This window comes from Ectopseudomonas toyotomiensis, from assembly GCF_900115695.1.
GTDB classification, from domain to species: domain Bacteria; phylum Pseudomonadota; class Gammaproteobacteria; order Pseudomonadales; family Pseudomonadaceae; genus Aquipseudomonas; species Aquipseudomonas toyotomiensis.
Genome location: NZ_FOXK01000002.1, coordinates 212,693 through 234,174 on the forward strand (window position 1 = coordinate 212,693; position 21,482 = coordinate 234,174).

Here is a 21,482-nt window from a genome sequence, read left to right on the forward strand (position 1 = left end):
ACGCAGCCAGCGCTGCGCGAAAACCGCTGAAGTTTACCCGAAGCCGCTCTGGGCCGACGCTTCTGTCGCGGTGTGGCAGGCAAGTGTATGACGCCCGCCTGACTGTCTCAGATATGAGACAGTGACGAGTGGCGTTGTGCCTGCTATCACTAGAACTGATCATTTCGGATGGATCGCCACCAATGCCCGCAGTGCGTGCCTGGCTATTGCTCTTGCTGCTGTCGCCGGCGCTGGCCTCGGCCGAGCTGTTGCGCCTGGTGGCCGACCCCTGGCCGCCGTTCAATGATCAACGGTTGCCCGGCAAGGGGCTGGCCAGTGATCTGGTGGAGCAGGCGCTGGCCCGTGCCGGCTACACCACCAGCTACGTGGAGGTGCCCTGGGAACGTGCGGTGTTGGGGCTCAAGCGTGGTGATTACGATGTACTGATCAACGCCTGGTACAGCGCCGATCGTACCGAGTACGGCTATTTCTCCCAGCCCTATCTGGTCAATCGCATCCGCTTCATGCGGCGCAAGGGGAGCGACATTCAATTCGAGACCCTGGCCGATCTCTACCCGCACAGCATTGCGGTGGTCAGGGGCTATGCCTATTCCAGGGATTTCGACAGCGATCCGCAGCTGCTCAAGGTTGGTGTCGGCAGTTTCGAGATCGCCGCGCGGATGCTGCATGCCGGGCGTGTGCAGCTGGCGCTGGAGGATGAGCTGGTCGCGCGCCACCTGCTCGGTCGCAAGCTGAGTGCTATCCGCGATGAACTGGAGTTCCTGCCGCAGCCCTTGAGCGAGAATGGCCTGCATATCCTTGTGCGGCGCAGTCTGGTCCAGCATCGCGACATTGCCAGGCGTTTCGATGCGGCGATTCAGGCCATGAGCGATGACGGCAGTTATGCCGCGACGCTGCAGCGCCACAGCCCCTGATCAGGCCAGTACGGTGCGGGCACGGCCCTGTTGCTTGGCCCGGTACAGGCGAATGTCGGCCTCATGCAGCAGGCTTTCCAGGTCCTCGGGGTCACCCTGATAGAGGCCTGCGCTGAACGACAGCGCGGGCGCTCCGACGGCGTAATGCAGGCCGGCGCACTGCCGGCGCAGTTTATCCAGTGCCTGAGCCACATGATCTGCGCCATGCAGGGTCAGCAGGGCAAATTCCTCACCGCCCAGGCGTCCCAGCAGCATGTCGGGGAAGGCATTGCTCATCGCCCGGGCGAACACCACCAGGGCGCTGTCGCCGCTGGCATGGCCGAAGCCGTCGTTGATCTGCTTGAAGTGGTCGAGATCGAGCATCGCCACGCTGACCTCGCGACTTTCCCGTTGCGCCTTCTGCAGTATCTGCATGCCTTGTTCGTAGAACGCGCGGCGGTTGTTCAGGCCGGTCAGGGCATCGAACTGCGCGGCCTTCTTCAGTGCGCGCAACAGGTCGCGTCGCTCCAGGGTCGACATTACCCGGCAGTTCAGCTCTTCAGGGCAGAAGGGTTTGCGCAGGAAGTCGTCGGCACCGTGCTTGATGAACTGCGCACTGAGCGAGCCCTTGGGGTCGGCGGACACGCCGATGATGATCAGGTCATTGAGGCGCAGTTTCTGACGCAGTAGCTTGACCAGCTCGAAACCGCTGACGCCGGGCATGGCATGGTCGAGCACCAGCAGGTCGATATCTGGATGCTCATTGAGCTGGCGCAGGGTCTCCTTGCCGTCGCTGGCCTCGATGATCTGGTAGTGGTGTGGCTCGAGGATGTGGCGAATGTAGTGACGCTGCGCCGCAGAGTCGTCGGCGATGAGAATCTTGATATGGCTGTTGTGGTCGAGCCGGTGCAGCAGGCGGAAGGCGTACTCATAGGAGTGCTGGCTCTCCTTGAGTACGTAGTCGACCACGCCTTTCATCAGCAATTCGTCGCGGCGCTGTTCGTTGTAGCTGCCACTGAGCACGATGCACGGCAGGTGGTAGCGCATCACCAGATCGACGCTTTCGCCGTCCGGTGCGTCCGGCAGGTGCAGGTCGACGATGGCGGCGAAGAACAGCGCCGCAGAGGTCTCCAGCATGACTTCCGCTTCTGCCAGTGAGGCACAGAAGATCGGCTCCAGATCGGTTTCCTGACGGAACAGATGCTCGAGGATCTTCAGTACCAGTGGGCTGTCTTCAATGACCAGAATATTGCGCATGGGTGACTCCGGCCCAGGCCGTTTGATTCTTTATATCAGCCTTACAATAGACGCACACGCAGCGTTCTACCCTTGATCTTGCCCTCAGTGAGGCGCTTGAGCGCTTGGCGGGCGACGTCGCGTTCGACGGCGACATAGGCCTGGTAGTCGAACAGGGCGATCTTGCCGACCTGGCTACCGGGCAGCCCGGCGTCACCGGTCAGGGCACCAAGGATATCGCCGGGGCGTAGTTTGTCCTTGCGTCCGGCGCCAATGCACAGGGTGTGCATCGGCGGCAGCAGCGGCTCACCCGTCGCCTTGGCTGCGGGCAGCGGGTACCAGGCCAGTTCCTTGCCTTGCAGGGTTTCGATGGCCTGGGCGCGACCGGCTTCGGCCGGGGCCACCAGGCTCAGTGCCAGGCCTTTCTCACCAGCGCGACCACTACGGCCGATGCGGTGGATATGCACCTCGGCATCACGCGACAGCTCGACGTTGATCACCATTTCCAGCCCGGCGATATCCAGGCCGCGCGCGGCCACGTCGGTGGCCACCAGCACGCTGAGGCTGCGATTGGCGAACAGCGCGAGAATCTGATCGCGATCACGCTGTTCCAGATCGCCATGCAGCGCGGCGGCGGAAATCTTCTCGGCCTCCAGCTGTGCGGCCAGTTCGTCGCACTGTTGGCGGGTGGCACAGAAGGCCACCGTCGGTTGCTTGCGGAAATGCCGCAGCAGGGTGCTGACCGCTTCCATACGTTGGCTCGGCGCTATTTCGTAGAAGCGCTGCTCAATCTGCCCGTCGTCGTGCTGCGCCTCCACTTCGACCCGCTCCGGGCTACGCAAGAAACGTGCGGCAAGCTGCTCGATGGCGGGCGGATAGGTGGCGGAGAACAGCAGGGTCTGGCGGCGTGCCGGGGTCTGCTCGATGATGTCGGCGATGCTGTCGATAAAACCCATGTCGAGCATACGGTCGGCTTCGTCGAGTACCAGGGTATTGAGCCCATCGACTTTCAGCGTGCCTTTGCGCAGATGCTCCTGCACCCGTCCCGGCGTGCCGACGATCACGTGCGCACCATGCTCGAGCGAGCCGATCTGCGGGCCGAAGGGCACGCCGCCGCAGAGGGTAAGCACCTTGATGTTGTCGGCAGCACGGGCCAGGCGGCGGATTTCCTTGGCCACCTGATCGGCCAGTTCGCGCGTCGGGCATAGCACCATGGCCTGGCAGCCGAAGTAGCGCGGGTTGAGCGGATGCAGCAGGCCGATGCCGAAGGCTGCGGTCTTGCCGCTGCCGGTCTTGGCCTGGGCGATCAGATCGCGGCCCTTGAGAATCAGCGGCAGGCTGGCGGCCTGGATGGGCGTCATCTCGGCATAGCCGATGGCGGCGAGATTGGCCTGCATGGCGGCAGAAATGGGCAGGCTGGCGAAGGCAGTAGCGGTCACGGCAAGAGCTCGGGGGTGAAGAAACAGGCCGGCAGTGTAGCAGGCCCGCTCATTCGTCCGCTGAAACCTCGATATTGCGCCCGCTACGGCCATCTTTCGTGTCCAGTTGCAGGAAGATCGCCGCTGCCAGCATCGACAGCAGGCCAACGCACAGGTAGGTCGCCTGGAATGCCTCCAGCACATGGCCATTGTCGCCCAGCTCGCGGCTGAAACCGCTGAGCAGGGCCGCCGCCGAGGCAACGCCAAGGCCCATCGCCAGCTGTACCACCACCGACAGGAGGCTGTTGCCGCTGCTGGCGTCGCGGTTGTCCAGGTCGATCAGCGTTACCGTGTTCATCGCGGTGAACTGCAGCGAGTTGCAGGCGCCGATCAGGCTCAGCTGGATGATCAGCTGCAAGGTCGAGGTTTGTGCGTCGACCAGGGCCAGGCTGGCGATCAGGGCGCCGAGCAGCAGGGTGTTGCTGGTGAGGATGTTGCGGTAGCCGAGGCGCTCGATCAGCGGCCTGGCCAGCGGCTTGGCTGCCATGGCCGCCAGCGCCAGCGGAATCAGGCTCATGCCGGCCTGGGCCGGCGAATAGCCCATCGCCAGTTGCAGCAGCAGCGGCGTGAGGAAAGGTAGCGCGCCGCTGCCGAGGCGGGCGAACAGGTTGCCGATGATGCCCACGGCGAAACTGCGGGTGTGGAACAGCCTGGGTGCGAACAATGGCTGCTCGATGCGCCCGGCGCGCAGCCAGTAGGCGGCCAGGCAGGCCATGCCGCCGAGCAACAGCAGCACCACGCGCATGGTCGGCAGGTGCAGTTCGCCGAGCCCTTCCAGGGCCACGGTGATCAGCAGCATGGCGGCGCCGAACAGCAGAAAGCCGCCGGTATCGAAGCGGCTGCGCTCAGGGCCGCGCAGGTCGGGCATATGGCGCAATGCCGCCCAGCAGCCGAGTAGCCCCACCGGCAGGTTGATCAGGAAGATCCAGTGCCAGCTGGCCACTTCCACCAACCAGCCACCGAGGCTCGGGCCGATCAGCGGGCCAAGCAGGCCAGGCAGGGTGATGAAGCTCATGATCCGTACCAGCTCAGAACGCGGATAGGCGCGCAGTACCACCAGGCGCCCGACCGGCATCATCAGCGCGCCGCCCAGGCCCTGGATGACCCGTGCGCCGATCAGCATGCTCAGCGACTCCGACAGCGCGCAGAGTAGCGAGCCAAGGCTGAACAGGGCGATGGCGCCGAAGAAGATGCGCCGCGTGCCGAAGCGGTCGGCGACCCAGCCCGAGGCCGGGATCAGCAGGGCCACGGTAAGCATGTAGGCGATCACCACCGACTGCATGCGCAATGGATTTTCGCCGAGGTCGGCGGCCATGGCCGGTAATGCGGTGTTGAGGATGGTGCCATCGAGCGTCTGCATGAAGAAGGCGATGGCGACTATCCAGGGCAGCAGGCGGGCGGTTCTGGGGTCGAGCAGGGTGGGATTGGTCATGCTGTTCTCATGGTTTGTGCACCCCACTCTAGGCCGCCGACCGAGCCCGGGCAACTGCGGGTTGCCAACGTGCAAGCAGGTGTCCGAGGTGGTGCTACGCTGGGGTTACTGGCACATCGCCCCGCAAGGGCTAAGGACGGCGTCATGCGCTGGTTGACTCTGTGGCTTTCGCTGGCTTGCCAGTCGCTGCTGGCGGCCGAGTGGTTCCCTTATCCGGTACGTGCCGATGGCCGCATGCTGGATTACCGGCCTTTGCCGGTGGCCAGCCAGCCCTGGCGTATCTGCGCACTGCTGCCTCATGGCAAGGATCGCTACTGGTGGGGCGTGGCCTGGGGGCTGGATCAGGAAGCCAGACGCCTTGGCGTGCGCCTGGGTATCTACGAAGCCGGTGGCTACGAGTATGCCGAGGTGCAAGTGGAGCAGTTCGAGCATTGTGTAGCCGAGGGCGCCGATGCTTTCGTCGTCGCCAGTATCAACACCTATGACCTGTGCAGCGCAGCAGAAGTGCAGATCAAGGCCGGTCGGCCGGTAATCGATTTGGTCAATCGCCTGGAATGCCCAGGGCTCAGCGCGCATTCGCGGGTCGACTTCGCCGACATGACGCGTGCCACGCTCAAGTATCTGGTACGTGTCAGTGAAGGGCGGCCGATTCAGGTCGGCTGGCTACCCGGCCCTGCCGATGCTGGCTGGGTGCAGGATGCCGAACGCGGCCTGCGTGATGCCTTGCCTGGAACCAGGGTGACCCTGGCCCATGGTGGTTATGCCCCAGTGGATCGCAGTAGGCAGGCGCAGCTGACGCGGGAGCTGCTCAAGCAGCATCCACGTCTCGATTACCTGATCGCCAATGCCGAAGGCGCGGCCTTCGCCGCGCAGTTGGTGCGCAATATCGGTTCCGAAGCGCAGGTGTTGTCGTTCTATGCCACCGAGCGGGTGCTGGAGCAGATTCGCGAGGGTCAGGTACTGGCTGCACCCACCGATTCACCGGTTATTCAGGCGCGCATCGCCCTCGATCTGGCCGTTCGTGGCCTGCAGGGCGAAAAGCTGCCGCAGCTGGTGAGCCCGCAGATCGAAATGCTCGACGCCGACTCACTGGATCGTTTCGACCTCGGCCGGCTGATGCCGCCCGAGGGCCACTGGATGATCCGCCAGGAATTACCCGACTAACCTGTCTTGCTGGCTACGCAGCGGCGTACCACGCACCGGGCGTTCGCCCGCGACGAAGTAGGGCGCGTTGCTGCGCGGCAATGGCTGGCGCCCGCGAATCCGATCCGCGATCTTCTCGGCGATCATGATGGTGGTGGCGTTGAGGTTGCCGGTGATGATCTCCGGCATGATCGACGCATCCACCACCCGCAAACCCTGCAGGCCGTGCACGCGGCCCTGACCATCGACCACCGCCATGTCGTCCTCGCCCATCTTGCACGAGCAGGAGGGGTGGAAAGCCGTTTCCGCATGCTCGCGAATGAAGGCATCCAGCTCGGCGTCGCTCTGCACATGCGCGCCAGGGCTGATTTCACGCCCACGGTACGGATCGAGCGCAGGCTGCGCCATGATCTCGCGGGTCAGGCGGATGCCGTCACGAAATTCCTGCCAGTCCTGATCGGCGCTCATGTAGTTGAAGAGGATGCTCGGGTGCTGGCGCGGGTCCTTCGACTTGAGCTGGATGCGCCCGCGGCTGGGCGAGCGCATCGAGCCGACGTGAGCCTGGAAACCGTGCTCGTTGACCGCGTTGCTGCCGTTGTAGTTGATCGCCACCGGCAGGAAATGGAACTGGATATTGGGCCAGGCGAACTCCGGGCGCGTGCGGATGAAACCGCCGGCCTCGAACTGGTTGCTGGCGCCGATACCGTTGCCGGCGAACAGCCATTGCGCGCCGATGCCGGGCTGGTTGAGCAGCTTGAGCGCGGGGTACAGGGACACTGGTTCGGTGCAGGCGTATTGCAGGTACATCTCCAGGTGATCCTGCAGGTTCTGGCCGACGCCGGGCAGTTCGTGCACCAGTGCAATGTCCAGCTCGCGCAGCAGCGCGGCGGGGCCGACGCCGGAGCGCTGCAGAATTTGCGGTGAGGCGATAGCGCCAGCGCACAGCAGCACTTCGCGGCGAGCACGGGCTTCGGTGGCGTCGTTGGCGTTGCCGATCAGGTAGCTGACGCCGCTGGCGCGCTTGCCGTCGAAGAGGATGCGGTCGGTGGTGGCGTGGGTGACGATGGTCAGGTTGGCGCGCGCCCGTGCCTGGTCCAGATAGCCACGCGCGGTGCTGGCGCGGCGGCCTTCCGGGGTCACGGTGCGGTCCATCGGGCCGAAGCCTTCCTGCTGATAGCCGTTGAGGTCATCGGTACGTGGATAGCCGGCCTGCACGCCGGCCTCGACCATGGCGTGGAACAACGGGTTGTTGCCGGCCTTGGGCGTGGTCACGCTCACCGGGCCGTCGCCGCCGTGGTAATCGTTGGGGCCTATGTCGCGGCTTTCCGCCTTGCGGAAGTAAGGCAGGCAGTCCAGATAGGTCCAGTCTTCCAGGCCCTTGGCCTTGGCCCAGTTATCGAAGTCCAGGGCGTTGCCGCGGATGTAGCACATGCCATTGATCAGGGATGAGCCGCCCAGGCCCTTGCCGCGTCCGCATTCCATGCGGCGGTTGTTCATGTACGGCTCGGGGTCGGTCTCGTAGGCCCAGTTGTAGCGCCGGCCCTGCAGCGGGAAGGCCAGGGCAGCGGGCATCTGGGTGCGGAAATCGAGGCGGTAGTCGGGGCCGCCGGCTTCCAGCAGCAGCACGCTGACGTCAGCGTCTTCGGTCAGCCGGGTGGCCAGGACGTTACCGGCCGAACCGGCACCGATGATGATGTAGTCGAATTCCTGGGTCATGGCTCCTCCTGCTGCCCGGCTGTGATCCGGGAAAACGCGGTGACTGTTCCCGGATTGCACCCGGGCTACGGGGGGCGACTTCTTTGTAGGAGCGGATTCATCCGCGATGTCTTTCGTGGCTGAAACGGTGCGCCGCCCGGCCGCTCCTATGCTGTGGTGGGTTCAGAACACCGAGGTGTAATCGCCCATTTCCAGCTGCACCGACTTGATGCGGGTGTAGTGGCCGAGGGTGACCAGGCCGTTCTCGCGACCGACACCGGACTGCTTGTAGCCGCCCACCGGCATCTCGGCCGGCGATTCGCCCCAGGTGTTGATCCAGCAAATTCCGGCTTCCAGCTTGTGGATCACCCGGTGCGCGCGGTTCAGATCGCGGGTCACCACGCCGGCGGCCAGGCCGTAGTCGGTGTCGTTGGCGCGGCGGATCACTTCCTCTTCGCTGTCGTAGATGAGGATGCTCATCACCGGGCCGAAGATTTCCTCGCGCACTATGGTCATGTCGTCCCGACAGTCGGTGAACACGGTGGGGGCGACGTAGGCGCCCTTGGCGTAGTCGCCGTCGGTCACGCGCGCGCCGCCGATCAGCAGGCGCGCGCCCTCGCTGCGGCCCTTCTCGATGTAGCCGAGCACGCTGTCCATGTGCGCGTAGCTCACCAGCGGGCCGAAGTTGGTGGCGTCATCCAGCGGATCGCCGAGGCGGATGCGTTTGACCCGCTCCAGTACCTTGGCCTCGAAGCGCGCCTGCAGCATGCGTGGCACGAACACGCGGGTGCCGTTTGTGCACACCTGGCCGGAGCTGTAGAAGTTGGCCATCACCGCGATGTCGGCGGCGCGGTCCAGGTCGGCGTCCTCGAAGACGATCAGCGGCGACTTGCCGCCCAGTTCCATGGTCACTTCCTTGAGGCTGGAGCTGGAGGCGCTGGCCATCACCTTCTTGCCGGTGACGGTGCCGCCAGTGAAGGAAATCTTCTCGATGCCAGGGTGCTCGGTCAGCCACTGGCCGACTTCGCGACCGCTGCCGGTGAGTACGTTGAACACGCCAGCCGGCAGGCCTGCTTCGGTGTAGATCTCGGCGAGTTTCAGCGCGGTCAGCGAGGTGACTTCGCTGGGCTTGAAGATCATCGCGTTGCCGGCGGCCAGCGCTGGGGCGGATTTCCACAGGGCGATCTGGATCGGGTAGTTCCAGGCGCCGATGCCGGCGACCACGCCCAGCGGTTCGCGACGGGTATAGACGAAGGAGGTCTCGCGCAGCGGGATCTGCTCGCCCTCGATGGCCGGGATCAGGCCGGCGTAGTACTCCAGCACATCGGCGCCGGTGACGATGTCGACGTAGCGGGTTTCGCTCAGGGGTTTGCCAGTGTCGAGGGTTTCCAGCTCGGCCAGCTCATCGTTGCGCTCACGGAGGATGTCCACGGCCTTGCGCAGGATGCGCGAGCGCTGCATGGCGGTCATCGCCGCCCACACCTTCTGCCCTTCGGCTGCGCTGGCCACAGCCCGGTCGACGTCGGCCTGGCTGGCGCGTTGCACCTTGGCCAGCACCTCGCCGGTGGCCGGGTTGATGCTGTCGAAGGTTTCTCCACTGCTGGCGGCGACGTACTGGCCACCGATGTAGAGCTGCTGTTCGGCGAAACGGGGCATGGGCTGTCCTCTGCACTTGGCAATCTGCTTGGAGAACAGCCTATTTTATTTAAATTGAACGATCAATCAATAAAAACGACAAGGCGCAGCCAAACGCGACATGCCCGCAAGGTGCACGGTCGTAGGGTGCGCTGCGCGCACCGAGCGATCTAAATGATCAGAGAAAGAGGATGTACGCGGTGCGACAGCGCACCCTACGAAGCCTTGGCCAACTGCAGGTCGAGGTAGTCGTAGGCGATGCGGCGTGCCTGTTCGGTGTCGAAGGCTTCGCCGGACAGTGCGCCGCGCAGCCACAGGCCGTCGATCAGCGAGGCCAGACCGCGGGCGGCGAAGCGTGCCTGGTCTTGCGGCAGCGCGCGATGGAACTGGCCGCACAGGTTGGAGTAGAGACGGTGATCGTTGACCCTCTGCAAACGGCGCAGGGCCGGCTGGTGCATGCTGCTGGCCCAGAACGCCAGCCAGGTCTTCATCGCCGGGCCGCTGACCTGGCTATCGTCGAAGTTGCCGTCGATCATCGCCTTCAGATGAGCACGCGGGCTGTCCTCGCGCAGTGCGCGACGGCGTGCGCCCACCGCATCGCTGAGCGCCTGCATCAGGTGGCGCATGGTGGCTTCGAGCAGGCCGTTCTTGTCGTTGAAGTAGTGGCTGATGATGCCATTGGAGACCCCGGCCAGGCGGGCGATATAGGCGATGCTGGCGTCGGCCATGCCGACCTGGTCGACGGCTTCCAGGGTGGCGGCAATCAACTGCGAACGACGAATGGGCTGCATGCCGACCTTGGGCATGGGGATCTCCAGCAAGGGGAAGTTGGGCCGGAGTCTAGGCGGATTTTGATCGTTCGATCAATTACATGAGGCGACGAGAGGTCGTGTGGCGCAAGGTGGAACCTAGAGTGCGCTGTGCATGTTGGCTCATGGTTCCTATCTTGATCAGTAGAGCCACCATGGAACAGGCGTTCCTGGAGGCTGGCCGCACATCCCGATGGAGCAGAGTCGATTGAGGCCGGCTTCTGTCGGCAGAATACTTGCCTGGGCTTTCGAGTCGAAGGTGATGCGGAACCTCGCTGCTGCCGTACTCAATATTGACGCCTGCAACTGATCCTTTCCGCAATCACCGGCATCTACGGATAGGGTGTAGTCGCCCAGGGGCAGTTTGAATATGGCTGACTCTTCAGGGTTGAGCCGCACGCTCAACTGGCCGTCAATGTAGATTGCGGCATCACAGCTACTCCCGCTAAATCCTTTATCCCGGTTGATCACTAGGTACTGAAAGGGTTCGGATGGTATTTCCTGATAGCTTAACAATCGCTCGGTAGACACCGGTATCGCGCGATTGGCTGGAACTGACTGGGTTGCGCATCCGGCAAGCAGCGAAATGATGATTAGAGGCAGCAGGCGCATGCATATCGTCCTTGAACTTGAGTTGGGCTCCAGCTTATCGAGGCGATCTGCAGAAAGCACTCAGGATTTTCAGAAGGACAAAGTCGGCTCGGTAGCTGAACGACAAAGCGGGCCGAAAGCCCGCTTTGTCGTGTTGCGGGCTTGTGGCTTATTTCAGCCAGCTCTCCACGCGCTCCGGGTTGGCGGCGATCCAGTCCTTGGCGGCCTGGTCCGGCTTGGCGCCTTCGCGGATGGCCAGCATCACCGCGCCTACTTCTTCACCGCTCCAGGAAATCTTGCTGAGGAAGGCGGCAGCGTCGGCGGCCTTGTCCTTCAGCTCAGGATTGGCCACGGTGTCGACACGCTCGTCGTCGCCGAAGACTTTCTTCGGATCTTCGAGGAAGCGCAGTTTCCACTTGGCGAACATCCAGTGCGGAATCCAGCCGGTGACCACGATCGGCTTCTGCGCTTTCTCGGCGCGGGTCAGGGCGGTGGCCATGGCCGGGCCCGAGCTCGGCATCAGCTTGATGCTGGCCAGGTTGTACTCCTTGATGGCGTCTTCGGTGCGGCGCATCACGCCGGCACCGGCGTCGATGCCGGTGATCTTGCCGTCGAAGTCCTTGGCGTATTTCTCCAGATCCTCGATGGTCTTGGCTTCGACGTAGTCCGGCACGATCAGGCCGATCTTGGCGCCGGAATAGTTGGTGCCGAGGATTTCCACCTTGTCCTTGAGCTTTTCGAAGTACTCGCCATGAGTGGCCGGCAGCCAGGCGGAGAGGGTGGCATCCAGGTCGCCACGGGCCACGCCCTGCCACATGATGGCGGGTTCGACTGGCTTCAGTTCGACGGTGTAGCCGAGTTTGCTTTGCAGGATTTCACCGGCGACGTGGGTGACGGCAACGCTGTCGTCCCAGCCGTTGACATAGCCGATTTTCAGGGTGGGTTTGTCGGCGGCCAGGGCGCTGCCCATGCCGATGGCCAGGGCGGCAGCGCCGAGGCAGAGATGCTTGATTACGCGCATGTTTGTTGTGCTCCATCAGTGAGTGGCAGTTGCAAGATCGTTGACTGGCTCGTTCTCATTGCGGGCCTTGCGAATCCGTGTTGCGCAGCAGATTGCCGGTTCGCGGGCAAAGCCTCCCCGTGACGGCCAGAAAGCAGCCGCTAGTGGCTTACGAGGAGGTTTCCGGGCTCGAACCCTGAGGTTCGAGCCCGAATAGGGTCGCGGCCTATTACAGCCCGACGTGTTTCTTCACGGCGGCAACGCCGTCCTGACCGTCAAAGGTGGTCACGCCGCTCAGCCACTGGTCGAGGATCGCCGGGTTGGCCTTGATCCACTCCTTGGCGACGTTCTGCGGGTTTTCCTTCTCCAGCACCTTTTCCATCAGCTGGCTTTCGATATCGACGGTGAACTGCAGGTTGTTCAGCAGCTTGCCGACGTTCTCGCAGCGCGCCTCGTAATCCGGCGGTACCACGGTGTAGACCTTGGCCGCGCCATAGTCGGGGCCGAACACGTCGTCACCACCGGACAGGTAGGTGATGTCGTGCTGGGTGTTCATCGGGTGCGGCGCCCAGCCGAGGAAGACCACCGGCTCTTTCTTCTTGATCGCCCGCGATACCTGCACCAGCATGCCGGCTTCGCTGGACTCGACCATGCGGAAGCCGCCGAGGTCGAACTGGTTGTTCTTGATCATGCCGTCAATCAGCAGGTTGCCGTCGTTACCCGGCTCGATGCCGTAGATCTTGCCGCCCAGCTGATCCTTGAACTTGGCGATGTCCTGGAAGCTCTTCAGGCCGGCTTCGGCCGCGTAGGTCGGTACGGCCAGGGTGTACTTGGCACCCTCGAGGTTGGCCTTGGGCAGTACCTTGACGCCATCGTCCTTGAGGAATGGCTCGATCACCGAGTCCATCGATGGCGCCCAATAGCCGAGGAACACATCGACCTGGCCGCTCTTCACGCCGGTGAAGGCGATGGGTACCGAGGCCATGATCTTGCGCGGCTGATAGCCCAGACCTTCGACCAGGGTCATGGCCACACCCGTGGTGGCGGCGATGTCGGCCCAGCCAATCTCGGCGAAACGCACCTGCTTGCAGCTCGCCGGCTCCGCGGCCATGGCGCCCTGCATCAGTGCGCAGGACAGCAGGCCGATGGCGGCAGTGGTCTTGATCATTTTCATCTGCGGTTCCCTGTGAAGTGAAAAAATGTTTACTGGCGCTGCAGCTTGCCGCTGAACCAGGCAAAGATGCCGCCGCGGGCGGTCTGCTTGGTGCCGAAGCTTTCAGTGATGCGGTCGAGAATGATCGCCAGCAGCACCACGGCCATGCCGCTTTCGAAGCCTAGCCCGATGTCCAGGCGCTGGATACTCGCCAGTACATCGTTACCCAGGCCACCGGCGCCGACCATCGAGGCGATGATCACCATCGACAGAGCCATCATGATGGTCTGGTTGACCCCGGCCATGATCGACGGCATGGCGTTGGGCAGTTGTACCTTGAACAGCAGCTGGCGGCTGGTACAGCCGAAGGACTGGCCGGCCTCGACGATTTCCTTGTTCACCTGGCGAATGCCCAGGCTGGTCAGGCGCACCGCCGGCGGCATGGCGAAGATCACCGTGGCGATGATCCCGGGCACGCGGCCGAGGCCGAAGAGCATGGCCGCCGGAATCAGGTAGACGAACGCCGGCATGGTCTGCATGAAGTCGAGGATCGGCCGGATGATGGTCGCCACGCGCTCGCTCTTGGCGGCCCAGATGCCCAGCGGGATGCCCAGCAGCAGGCTGATCAACGTCGAGGAGAAGGTCAGGCCGAGGGTGACCACGGTCTGTTCCCAGAACCCGGTCATGACGATCAGGATGAACGCCACGGCGGTGAACACCGCGAAGCGTGCGCCGATGCGCCACAGGCCGAGGGCGACGAAGATGGCGATCAGCAGCCAGGCCGGCGGCAGCATGAGCAAGGCTTCGATGCCTTCGGAGAAACCGCTGACCAGCTTGCCGATGCTGTCGAAGGCACCGCTGTAGTTGTCCAGCAGGTGCTGGACGACGTCGTTGACCCAGCTACCCAGGTCGAGTTTCTTGTCACTCATGGGATTCCCCCTGCAGTCGGGTCAGCAGACGGCCCTTGCTGATGGCGCCGCAGTAGTGGCCTTCGGCGTCCACCACCGGGATCGGACCTTCGTTGTCCACCAGGCGGGTGATGACGTGTTCCAGCGGCATGTCTTCGGGTACCGGCACCACCTGCTTGAGCGCATCCGCTTCGAGTGGTCTGGGCTCGTCGCCGTCGACCATCAGGGCGATCTTCTCCAGGCTGATGGAACCCTGGAAGTTGTTCTGCTCGTCGACGATGAAGGCGTAGTGCTTGTCCAGCGCCTGCAGCTCTTTGCAGATCATTGCCGCATCCGGCGCCTTGCCGTTGTAGACGTAGGTCGGCACGCTGTCGGCCTTGAGCTGGCCGGCGGTGAGGTAGCGGCTGGTGTCGACGGTGTCGAAGAAGTTGCGCACGTACTCGTTGGCCGGCTTTTCGATCAGCTCCTGCGGAGTGCCGACCTGGATCAGCTTGCCGCCTTCCATGATGCCGATGCGGGTACCGATGCGCATGGCTTCTTCGATGTCGTGGGAGACGAAGATGATGGTGCGGCGATGGGTCTTCTGCAGCTCCAGCAGCACATCCTGCATCTCGCGGCGCTTGAGCGGGTCGAGGGCGGAGAACGCCTCGTCCATGATGATCATCGACGGGTTGACCGTCAGCGCGCGGGCCAGGCCGACGCGTTGCTGCATGCCGCCGGAGAGTTCGTGCGGGTACTTGTGAGCGAAGGTGTCCAGGCCAACCTGCTTGAGCACTTCCATGGCGCGCTTCTCGCGCTCCTTGCGGCCGGTGCCGGCCACTTCCAGGCCGAAGGCCGCGTTATCCAGCACGCTGCGCGACGGCATCAGGGCGAAGGACTGGAAGACCATGCTCATGTCGCGTCGGCGCAGGTCGATCAGTTGCGATTGCGGCAGCTTGGCCACGTTCTGGCCATCGATGTAGACGTCACCGGCGCTGGGTTCGACCAGGCGGTTGATCAGACGGATGAGGGTGGATTTGCCAGAGCCGGACAGGCCCATGAGGACGAAGATCTCGCCCTCTTCGACACTGAACGACACATCGCTGACGCCGATCACGGCGCCTTTCTCGGCCAGAATCCTCTCCTTGCTCCAGCCTTCCTTGAGCAGGTCGATGGCTTCTTGTGGGTTGGGGCCGAAAACCTTGTACAGGTGTTCGACCACGATCTTTCCAGACTGCATGGGACGTTTCCCCTTCAATCGGCATCCAGTTCACGCTGGCACGGCTGGGCACGCATCTTCGAAGCGTAGATCAGCTGTGTCAGGCCTCTGATACCTGTGTGGGTGTTTGCTGAGTTTCGAGGTTGGCGAACGTTTCGCGGCGGGCGTTGAGTGTGGCGCTCGGGCACGCTGCAGCGCACGCGGCTGGTGGCAAGAATTGCCCGCTGCGTCGTTGCAACCTGTTGATGAGTGACCACTGTCTTGCCGTGCTGCAAACCGCTTTCCAAACCCTCTGGCAGTGTTTCGAAGCCCATTCCCTTGGGGGTTCATGCGTCGTCCTGGCGCATGCGTACATCCGAAATTTCTTGTTGGGCTGGCGCCCTATCGATGGTGGGCCAGCGCTTGTATGTTCTTCGGTCCGGGGCGGTGAGCCCCAGTCTGCCGTTCCCCTCGGGAAGCGGCAGCGACGTCATCGGCTGACTCAACGATATAGTCTTGGGGTCTGCGCAATTATCGGTTTGCGACCCTGACGTGTTGGGCGACGACATGGCCCGTCACACCCCGTGTTTTTCCATGTTCTCGCCGTTTTCCGGGCTCCTGAAAGCACTGCGTGATGCCGTTTCGAATAGCGCTCGATGTGAGCATCGAGAAGCGCTTTCGAGAGCGTGCTTTAAAAACCTTAACAGACTTTTTCGTTCCTTGGCCAAGGCTGAAAGCCGCGCCGGTGCTGGTTTTCAGCCCTTCAAGCGAGGCGCAGGCGGCGTAGCGCGGGGGCTGCGGCGATGTTGAAAAAAATTTACAGCGAAAGATGGTGTAGTGCCGAAAATCGCTGAAAAATCGAAAGGCGGCGCAATATGACCGCCTGGTCACGACCGGTTCATGTCGCGAGCCTGGGCGTGATTCTCGACAAGACGATGGAAAACCCTTTCGAGCTACCAGGTGGGCTTTGTTTTCCGCCATTTTTATTGGTTTTTCTCGGCCATTTCGTCGAATTTATCAGTCATTTCCTGCCAGTGGTACGTCGAATACCTTGCTGACAGGGCCACCTTGATAGCGGCTCACACCTTCCAGCCAGGCCGCAATCATCTGCGGGTTGTCTTCGATCCACTGCTTGGCCACCCGGCGGCGGTTGGTATTGCCTTCCAGTACGGCGCTCATCAACTGGTTTTCTGCGGCGATGGTGAAGGTCATATTGCGGAAAAGCCGCGCCAGGTTGGGACACTGCTCGCTCAACCCGCCGCGCGCCACCGTGTTGACCTGCGCTGCTCCGTAATTGGGGCCGAAATAATCATCACCACCGGCCAGATAGTTCATCTTCAGACGCTCGTTCATCGGGTGCGGTTCCCAGCCGAGAAATACCGCCCATTTGCCCAGGCGTTGAGCTCGCTCGACATGGTTGAGCATGCCGCTTTCGCTCGACTCGACCAGGCTGAAACCTGCCAGACCGAAGGTGTTGTCGCGAATCATGCCCTTGACCATCTCGTTGCCTTCGTTGCCCGGTTCGATGCCGAAGATCTGCCCACCGAGTTCGTCCTTGAAGCGATGGATGTCGGCGAAATCCTTCAGTCCGCCCTCGTAGCCTGGCGTCAGTACCGCCAGGGTGTAACGCACCGTCGGCAGGTTGGTGTGCAGCTTCTCGATCCTGCCGCTGTCCAGGTGAGGCTGCACCAGTTCACTCTGGGCCGGCATCCAGTTGCCCAGGAACACGTCCAGCTGGCCTTCGGACAATCCGCGGTAAGTGTCGGGCAACGACAGGCGGCGTATCTGCGTGCGATAGCCGAGCTCGCCCAGTATCAGGCGGGCAACGGCGGTGGTCATGGTGATGTCGGTCCAGCCGACATCGCTCAGGCGCACCAGCTCGCAGCGCTCGGCTTCTTTGGCGTGCAGGGCGGTGGAGGAGGTGAGGGCGATCACCAGCAGCCAGCGAGCAAATCGGTTCATGGGGTGTGCCTCTGTTCGGGCGGCTGGAGCCGCTGGAAGATTCCTGGAGCGGGCGATTGGCTATTTCACAGCAAGAGGTGGGCCGCACCCTGGGCGAGAAACGACACCGGCATGTCGAGAAAAGACCCCGACACGGACGGTTAACCGCGGCGCGATTGGATATGCATGAGTCGGTTGGAGAGCTGGGCGCGCTGGCGAAAGTTGGATCATCGCGAACCTGTTGCGGATTCGTCAGGATGTTCTTCTCCATGCGTTCCTGGCGGCTGGCACGCCAGCGAGCGGTGACCTTTGCTGGTGCAGCGATTCTGGCAAAGCCGCCGCTTCGCGAGCTTTTGGTGCGACGCTTGCGGGCATCGATTTCCTCAGGTGTGACCGAGCGGTCGCTGTTGTTACCGCTCGTCCGTTACTGACAGCCAGAGACGCCGTAGCAGGCCGCTCAGTCTGTGCTACCGAAATGCTCAAAGCCTTGCGCAAAGAGGCCTTGAGAGCGTTTCGCAAACCCTGAAAGCAGGGGCAAGGAGCCCGTCTGGCGCGCCATGTATTGAGGGTTCAGTTTTTATTGAACGCTTGATCAATTTAGGCATGACCTTTGCGTAGAGATGCATAGCCGCCCGGTTTTCAAACCCGGCCAGGACAAAACAGAGGCCCACTTCTAATTGGGCTCACACCGTGCTTAGCGTGAGAGGGTTCCATCAATGTCGCAGTTCAGCCAAGGGGCGCAACCCCAGAACCGTGTCGCCCAGTCCATCGGCTTCCTGCTCCTGGACAACTTCACCCTGATTTCCCTCGCTTCGGCGGTAGAGCCCCTGCGCATGGCCAACCAGCTTTCCGGCAAGGAGCTGTTTCGCTGGCATACCCTGACTCATGATGGCCTGCCGGTCTGCGCCAGTGATGGCTTGCAGATCACCCCGGACGCCGCCATGCAAAGTGCTCCGGCGTTGGATGCGGTGATCGTCTGTGGTGGCGTGGATATTCAGCACAGCGTCAAGCGTGAGCATGTCAGTTGGTTGCAGTTGCAGGCGCGCCAGGGTCGCTTGCTCGGTGCGGTGTGCACCGGCAGTTGGGCGCTGGCCAAGGCCGGTCTGCTCGACGGCTACGATTGCAGCGTGCATTGGGAGTGCCTGGCCTCGATGCAGGAAGCCTTCCCGCGTGCGGCCATCACCACTCGCCTGTTTTCCATCGACCGCAATCGCCACACCTCCTCTGGCGGTACCGCGCCGATGGACATGATGCTGCACCTGATCGGCCAGCAGCATGGCCGGGAGCTGGCCGCCGGCATCTCCGAGATGTTCATCTACGAGCGCATCCGCAACGAGCAGGATCACCAGCGCGTGCCGCTCAAGCACATGCTCGGCAGCAACCAGCCCAAGCTGCAGGAAATCGTCGCGCTGATGGAGGCCAACCTCGAGGAGCCGATCGACCTCGACGAGCTGGCCTGCTTCGTCGACATTTCCCGCCGCCAGCTCGAGCGCCTGTTCCAGAAGTACCTGCACTGCTCGCCGTCGCGCTACTACCTCAAGCTGCGCCTGATCCGCGCACGTCAGCTGCTCAAGCAGACCAGCATGTCGATCATCGAGGTGGCTTCGGTCTGCGGCTTCGTGTCCACCCCGCACTTCTCCAAGTGCTACCGCGAGTACTTCGGTATTCCGCCGCGCGACGAGCGTGCCGGTCAGCAGGGCAACAACCTGGTCATGCTGCTGCCGATCCCCGAGCATCAGGTCAATTCCAGCGCGGTGCTGGCGCTCAACCGTGCCCAGGGTGAGTCGACCTTCGCCAGCGTACGCATCTGAATCGAGCGGCAATGAAAACGGGGCGCCAGTGGCGCCCCGTTTCGTTATGAGTGATGACCTGCGTTGGTCGCTTTAGTCTTGTAGGGTGGGCTTTAGCCCACCAGTGGCTCTACCTCTATTCCATGAGACGCAGCCCGATCTGCTGCTGGAGTAAAGTCGCTGCGCTGGCGCAGCGTTGATCAAGCAGGTTTCGGCACCAGCGCCGGCAGCAGATGGCGGCTGATGGCTTCGCGCACGTTGGGCAGCAGGGTGGCGCTGCCGCCAAGCAGTTCTTCCACCAGGTGGCGCAGGGCCACGGCACGTTCTGCGCTGAGGCCGCTGACGGCCAGCTCGCAGGCCTGCTCGGGCGTCACACCTGGTGGAATGCTCAGGCCCAGCGCGATCAGGCGCTCACGGAAGTCTTCCTGGTCGATCAGATCGGCATGCATCATGGTCGTGGCTCCTTGTGGCGAGGCAGGCGCTGCGCAGTTGGTCTTCAACCCTCGGTCAGCGCAGAACCCCTTCTTCGATCAATAGCTTGAAGATAGCCTCTGCGCCCTCCTGTGGCGAGACATCCTTGAGCACCTGGCCGCCACCACCACTGGCTTTGGCCGTGGCCGCCTTCATCCGTTCCGCGCCCGTCTTGGCCTTGATCACCTTGAGCCGTTTGGGTCGTGACTTGGCCGGCTGCAGGCTGGCTTCGGCCAGCAGCGGGTCGTCCACTACCGTCACCTCGTGGGCTTCGATCTGCCCGCGCCGTGCCGGGCCAAAGGCACTCTGGCGGGCGACCGGAGCGGCGTTGTCGACGCTGGCCACGCAGGGCAGGCGTACCTTGAGCCGGCGCCGCTGTCCGCGCGGCAGCGCCTGTAGCACCTGGGCTACGCCGTTTTCGACCTTCTCCACTTCCGCCAGGCCGACCACCATCGGCCAGCCCAGGCGCTCGGCCAGCAGGAACGGCAGCATGCCGGAGCCTTCGCCGGTTTCCGCCTGGCTGCCGGTGAGTACCAGTTGGGTGCGGCTGCCTTGCAGATAGTCGACCAGTAGCGGCAGGGCGTCGGCACCTTCGGGCTGTTCCAGCACATCGAGCTGTTCCAGGCCCATACCCAGATAGCCGCGCAGGGCTTCGGCCTGAGGGTCGCCGGCATGCAGCAGTTGCAGGTTCTGTCCGGCCAGACGCAGGCCCAGCTCGACCGCACGGGCGTCCTGCTCGGCGCGCCGCGGGCGACCCGAGGTCGGGTGGGCGCCGACCGAGACCAGGGCGACGATATTAAGATCAGTCATGGTGTCCCCGTAGCCCGGATGCAATCCGGGAAAGCTGGTGGTGAACCCGGATTTCATCCGGGCTACGCCGCATCACGTTTTCCTTCCTGGCGCCAGGCGGCGACGCGCTCCATCAGCGCCGCAAGGATCGCCGCCGAGTCGCCGATCACCGAGAGGTCGGCACGTTTGATCATGTCGCAGCCGGGATCCATGTTCACCGCCACCACCTTGTCGCAGGCACCGATGCCCTGCAGGTGCTGGATGGCGCCGGAAATACCGACGGCCAAGTAGACGCGGGCGGTGACCCAGGTACCGGTGGCGCCAACCTGACGGTTGCGCGGCATGAAGCCGTCGTCCACCGCCACGCGCGAGGCGCCTTCGGTGGCGCCGAGGGCGATGGCAGCCTGGTGGAACAGCGTCCAATCCTTCACACCGTTGCCGCCGGAGAGGATGAACTCGGCCTCGGCCATGGGAATCTGCGCTGGATCCACGGCCACCGGGCCGAGATCTTCGATACGCGGCAGGCTGTGAGCGATCTTCGCGCCCAGCTCCAGTGGCCGTGCTTCGTGACGGGTTTCGCTGACCGGCTCGGCGCACTCGACCGCTGCCAGGATCAGCCGGGGCAGGGCGCGCTGGATATCCTGCTGGCCGCTGCCGGCGCGGCCGATGGTCTGCTCGCCGGCGACCTGCCAGACGCGCGTTGCAGGGCGCTCACCGAGCTTGGCGGCCAGGCGCCGACCCAGCTCGCCGCCACCGGTACGGCTGTCAGGCAGCAGCCAGTGGCGCGGTGCCAGTTGGCTTTCCACGGCGCTCAGCGCCAGTACGTGGGCTTCCGGGGCGTAGCCGTCGAAGGCATCTCCTGCGATGCGCAGCAGGCGGTCGACGCCGGCCGTGTCGAAGGCGTTCTCCTTGTCCTCGCCGAACACCACGGCGACCACGGCACCACTATCGCCGGCCAGCTTGCGGGCCAGGCCGAGGAGATCCTTGTCATGGCTGGACAGACGGCCGCCGACCATGTCCGGCACCACGCAGATGTGGAACGCCGGTTGTTCGATGACGTGTAGCGGCAGCTGCACCTCGACGCTGGCGCTGCTGCGTTTGCCGGCAGTGCCCTGCTGGGCGCCGCTGCGGTCGATACGCTTGAGCCCGGCCGGGCCGATAAAGCCGGCAGCGATGGCGTGCGGGTTCTTGCGGATGATGCCATTGGGGCCCATCCAACTGGTCTGATCCTGGCTCTGCATGGCTGCATGCAGCGGGTGCAGGCGGTTACGGGCGATCCACTCGGCGCGAGGGTCGCGGCGGATGATGTCGCTCATGCCTGGGCCTCCTGGATGCGCTGGG

The 21,482-nt window shown here is 63.4% G+C and carries 18 protein-coding genes; 3 read left to right on the plus strand and 15 right to left on the minus strand.

What is annotated here, in order from left to right; all coding sequences use genetic code 11:
- Positions 1 to 182: 182 nt before the first annotated feature.
- Positions 183 to 914 carry a substrate-binding periplasmic protein gene (locus tag BM186_RS04205; RefSeq protein WP_074913636.1) on the plus strand — a complete coding sequence of 244 codons (732 nt, stop codon included), beginning with the start codon at positions 183 to 185 and terminating at the stop codon, positions 912 to 914.
- Here BM186_RS04205 and BM186_RS04210 read toward each other — a convergent pair whose 3' ends face one another.
- The 3 genes from BM186_RS04210 to mdtD are packed head-to-tail and all read right to left on the minus strand — an operon-like array spanning position 915 to position 5,039.
- The gene (locus tag BM186_RS04210; protein WP_074913637.1) at positions 915 to 2,150 is read right to left on the minus strand and encodes a GGDEF domain-containing response regulator; all 1,236 of its coding nucleotides are present in this window, start codon (positions 2,148 to 2,150) and stop codon (positions 915 to 917) included. It abuts the gene before it with no gap.
- Between the two features lie 41 nt (positions 2,151 to 2,191).
- On the minus strand, positions 2,192 to 3,568 hold the full coding sequence (dbpA, locus tag BM186_RS04215) for an ATP-dependent RNA helicase DbpA (protein WP_074913638.1): 1,377 nt from the start codon (positions 3,566 to 3,568) through the stop codon (positions 2,192 to 2,194).
- A 49-nt stretch (positions 3,569 to 3,617) separates the two neighbouring features.
- Positions 3,618 to 5,039, minus strand: a complete 1,422-nt coding sequence (gene mdtD / locus BM186_RS04220; protein WP_074913639.1) for a multidrug transporter subunit MdtD — start codon at positions 5,037 to 5,039, stop codon at positions 3,618 to 3,620.
- Between the two features lie 144 nt (positions 5,040 to 5,183).
- Here mdtD and torT point away from each other — a divergent pair, with 144 nt between their 5' ends.
- Entirely contained in the window at positions 5,184 to 6,203 is a 1,020-nt protein-coding gene (gene torT / locus BM186_RS04225; protein WP_074913640.1) for a TMAO reductase system periplasmic protein TorT, read from the plus strand.
- On the opposite strand, the gene betA is transcribed toward torT, so the two are convergent.
- From betA to BM186_RS04270, 9 genes are all read right to left on the minus strand, one after another.
- Complete coding sequence (betA, locus tag BM186_RS04230; protein WP_074913641.1) at positions 6,192 to 7,898, minus strand: choline dehydrogenase; 1,707 nt, start codon at positions 7,896 to 7,898, stop codon at positions 6,192 to 6,194. The two genes, torT and betA, sit on opposite strands and share 12 nt — an antisense overlap.
- 162 nt (positions 7,899 to 8,060) lie before the next feature.
- Entirely contained in the window at positions 8,061 to 9,533 is a 1,473-nt protein-coding gene (gene betB / locus BM186_RS04235) for a betaine-aldehyde dehydrogenase (protein WP_074913642.1), read from the minus strand.
- Positions 9,534 to 9,727: 194 nt separating this feature from the next.
- Complete coding sequence (gene betI, locus BM186_RS04240) at positions 9,728 to 10,318, minus strand: transcriptional regulator BetI (RefSeq protein ID WP_072423408.1); 591 nt, start codon at positions 10,316 to 10,318, stop codon at positions 9,728 to 9,730.
- Positions 10,319 to 10,462: 144 nt separating this feature from the next.
- Positions 10,463 to 10,933, minus strand: coding sequence for a hypothetical protein (locus BM186_RS04245; RefSeq protein WP_074913643.1), 471 nt, complete (start codon positions 10,931 to 10,933; stop codon positions 10,463 to 10,465).
- A gap of 148 nt (positions 10,934 to 11,081) precedes the next feature.
- Positions 11,082 to 11,933 carry a glycine betaine ABC transporter substrate-binding protein gene (locus BM186_RS04250; RefSeq protein ID WP_074913644.1) on the minus strand — a complete coding sequence of 284 codons (852 nt, stop codon included), beginning with the start codon at positions 11,931 to 11,933 and terminating at the stop codon, positions 11,082 to 11,084.
- 208 nt (positions 11,934 to 12,141) lie between these two features.
- A complete protein-coding gene (locus BM186_RS04255) occupies positions 12,142 to 13,086 on the minus strand; it encodes a choline ABC transporter substrate-binding protein (RefSeq protein WP_072423406.1) in 945 nt (314 codons plus the stop codon).
- Positions 13,087 to 13,115: 29 nt separating this feature from the next.
- The gene (locus BM186_RS04260; protein WP_003458908.1) at positions 13,116 to 13,994 is read right to left on the minus strand and encodes an ABC transporter permease; all 879 of its coding nucleotides are present in this window, start codon (positions 13,992 to 13,994) and stop codon (positions 13,116 to 13,118) included.
- Positions 13,987 to 15,192, minus strand: coding sequence for a quaternary amine ABC transporter ATP-binding protein (locus BM186_RS04265; protein ID WP_072423405.1), 1,206 nt, complete (start codon positions 15,190 to 15,192; stop codon positions 13,987 to 13,989). The genes BM186_RS04260 and BM186_RS04265 overlap by 8 nt, the downstream gene beginning before the upstream one ends.
- A 975-nt stretch (positions 15,193 to 16,167) precedes the next feature.
- Positions 16,168 to 17,112, minus strand: a complete 945-nt coding sequence (locus tag BM186_RS04270) for an ABC transporter substrate-binding protein (protein ID WP_072423404.1) — start codon at positions 17,110 to 17,112, stop codon at positions 16,168 to 16,170.
- A 695-nt stretch (positions 17,113 to 17,807) separates the two neighbouring features.
- Between BM186_RS04270 and gbdR the strand changes: the two genes are divergently transcribed.
- On the plus strand, positions 17,808 to 18,902 hold the full coding sequence (gbdR, locus tag BM186_RS04275; protein ID WP_017678492.1) for a choline metabolism transcriptional regulator GbdR: 1,095 nt from the start codon (positions 17,808 to 17,810) through the stop codon (positions 18,900 to 18,902).
- A 179-nt stretch (positions 18,903 to 19,081) separates the two neighbouring features.
- Here the strand turns inward: gbdR and BM186_RS04280 are convergent, their stop codons facing one another.
- The 3 genes from BM186_RS04280 to etfA form a co-directional block, all read right to left on the minus strand.
- Positions 19,082 to 19,333 carry a hypothetical protein gene (locus BM186_RS04280; protein ID WP_003458918.1) on the minus strand — a complete coding sequence of 84 codons (252 nt, stop codon included), beginning with the start codon at positions 19,331 to 19,333 and terminating at the stop codon, positions 19,082 to 19,084.
- A gap of 55 nt (positions 19,334 to 19,388) precedes the next feature.
- A complete protein-coding gene (gene etfB / locus BM186_RS04285) occupies positions 19,389 to 20,162 on the minus strand; it encodes an electron transfer flavoprotein subunit beta (RefSeq protein ID WP_074913920.1) in 774 nt (257 codons plus the stop codon).
- 62 nt (positions 20,163 to 20,224) lie between these two features.
- Positions 20,225 to 21,457 carry an electron transfer flavoprotein subunit alpha gene (gene etfA, locus BM186_RS04290; protein ID WP_074913645.1) on the minus strand — a complete coding sequence of 411 codons (1,233 nt, stop codon included), beginning with the start codon at positions 21,455 to 21,457 and terminating at the stop codon, positions 20,225 to 20,227.
- Positions 21,458 to 21,482: the final 25 nt, after the last annotated feature.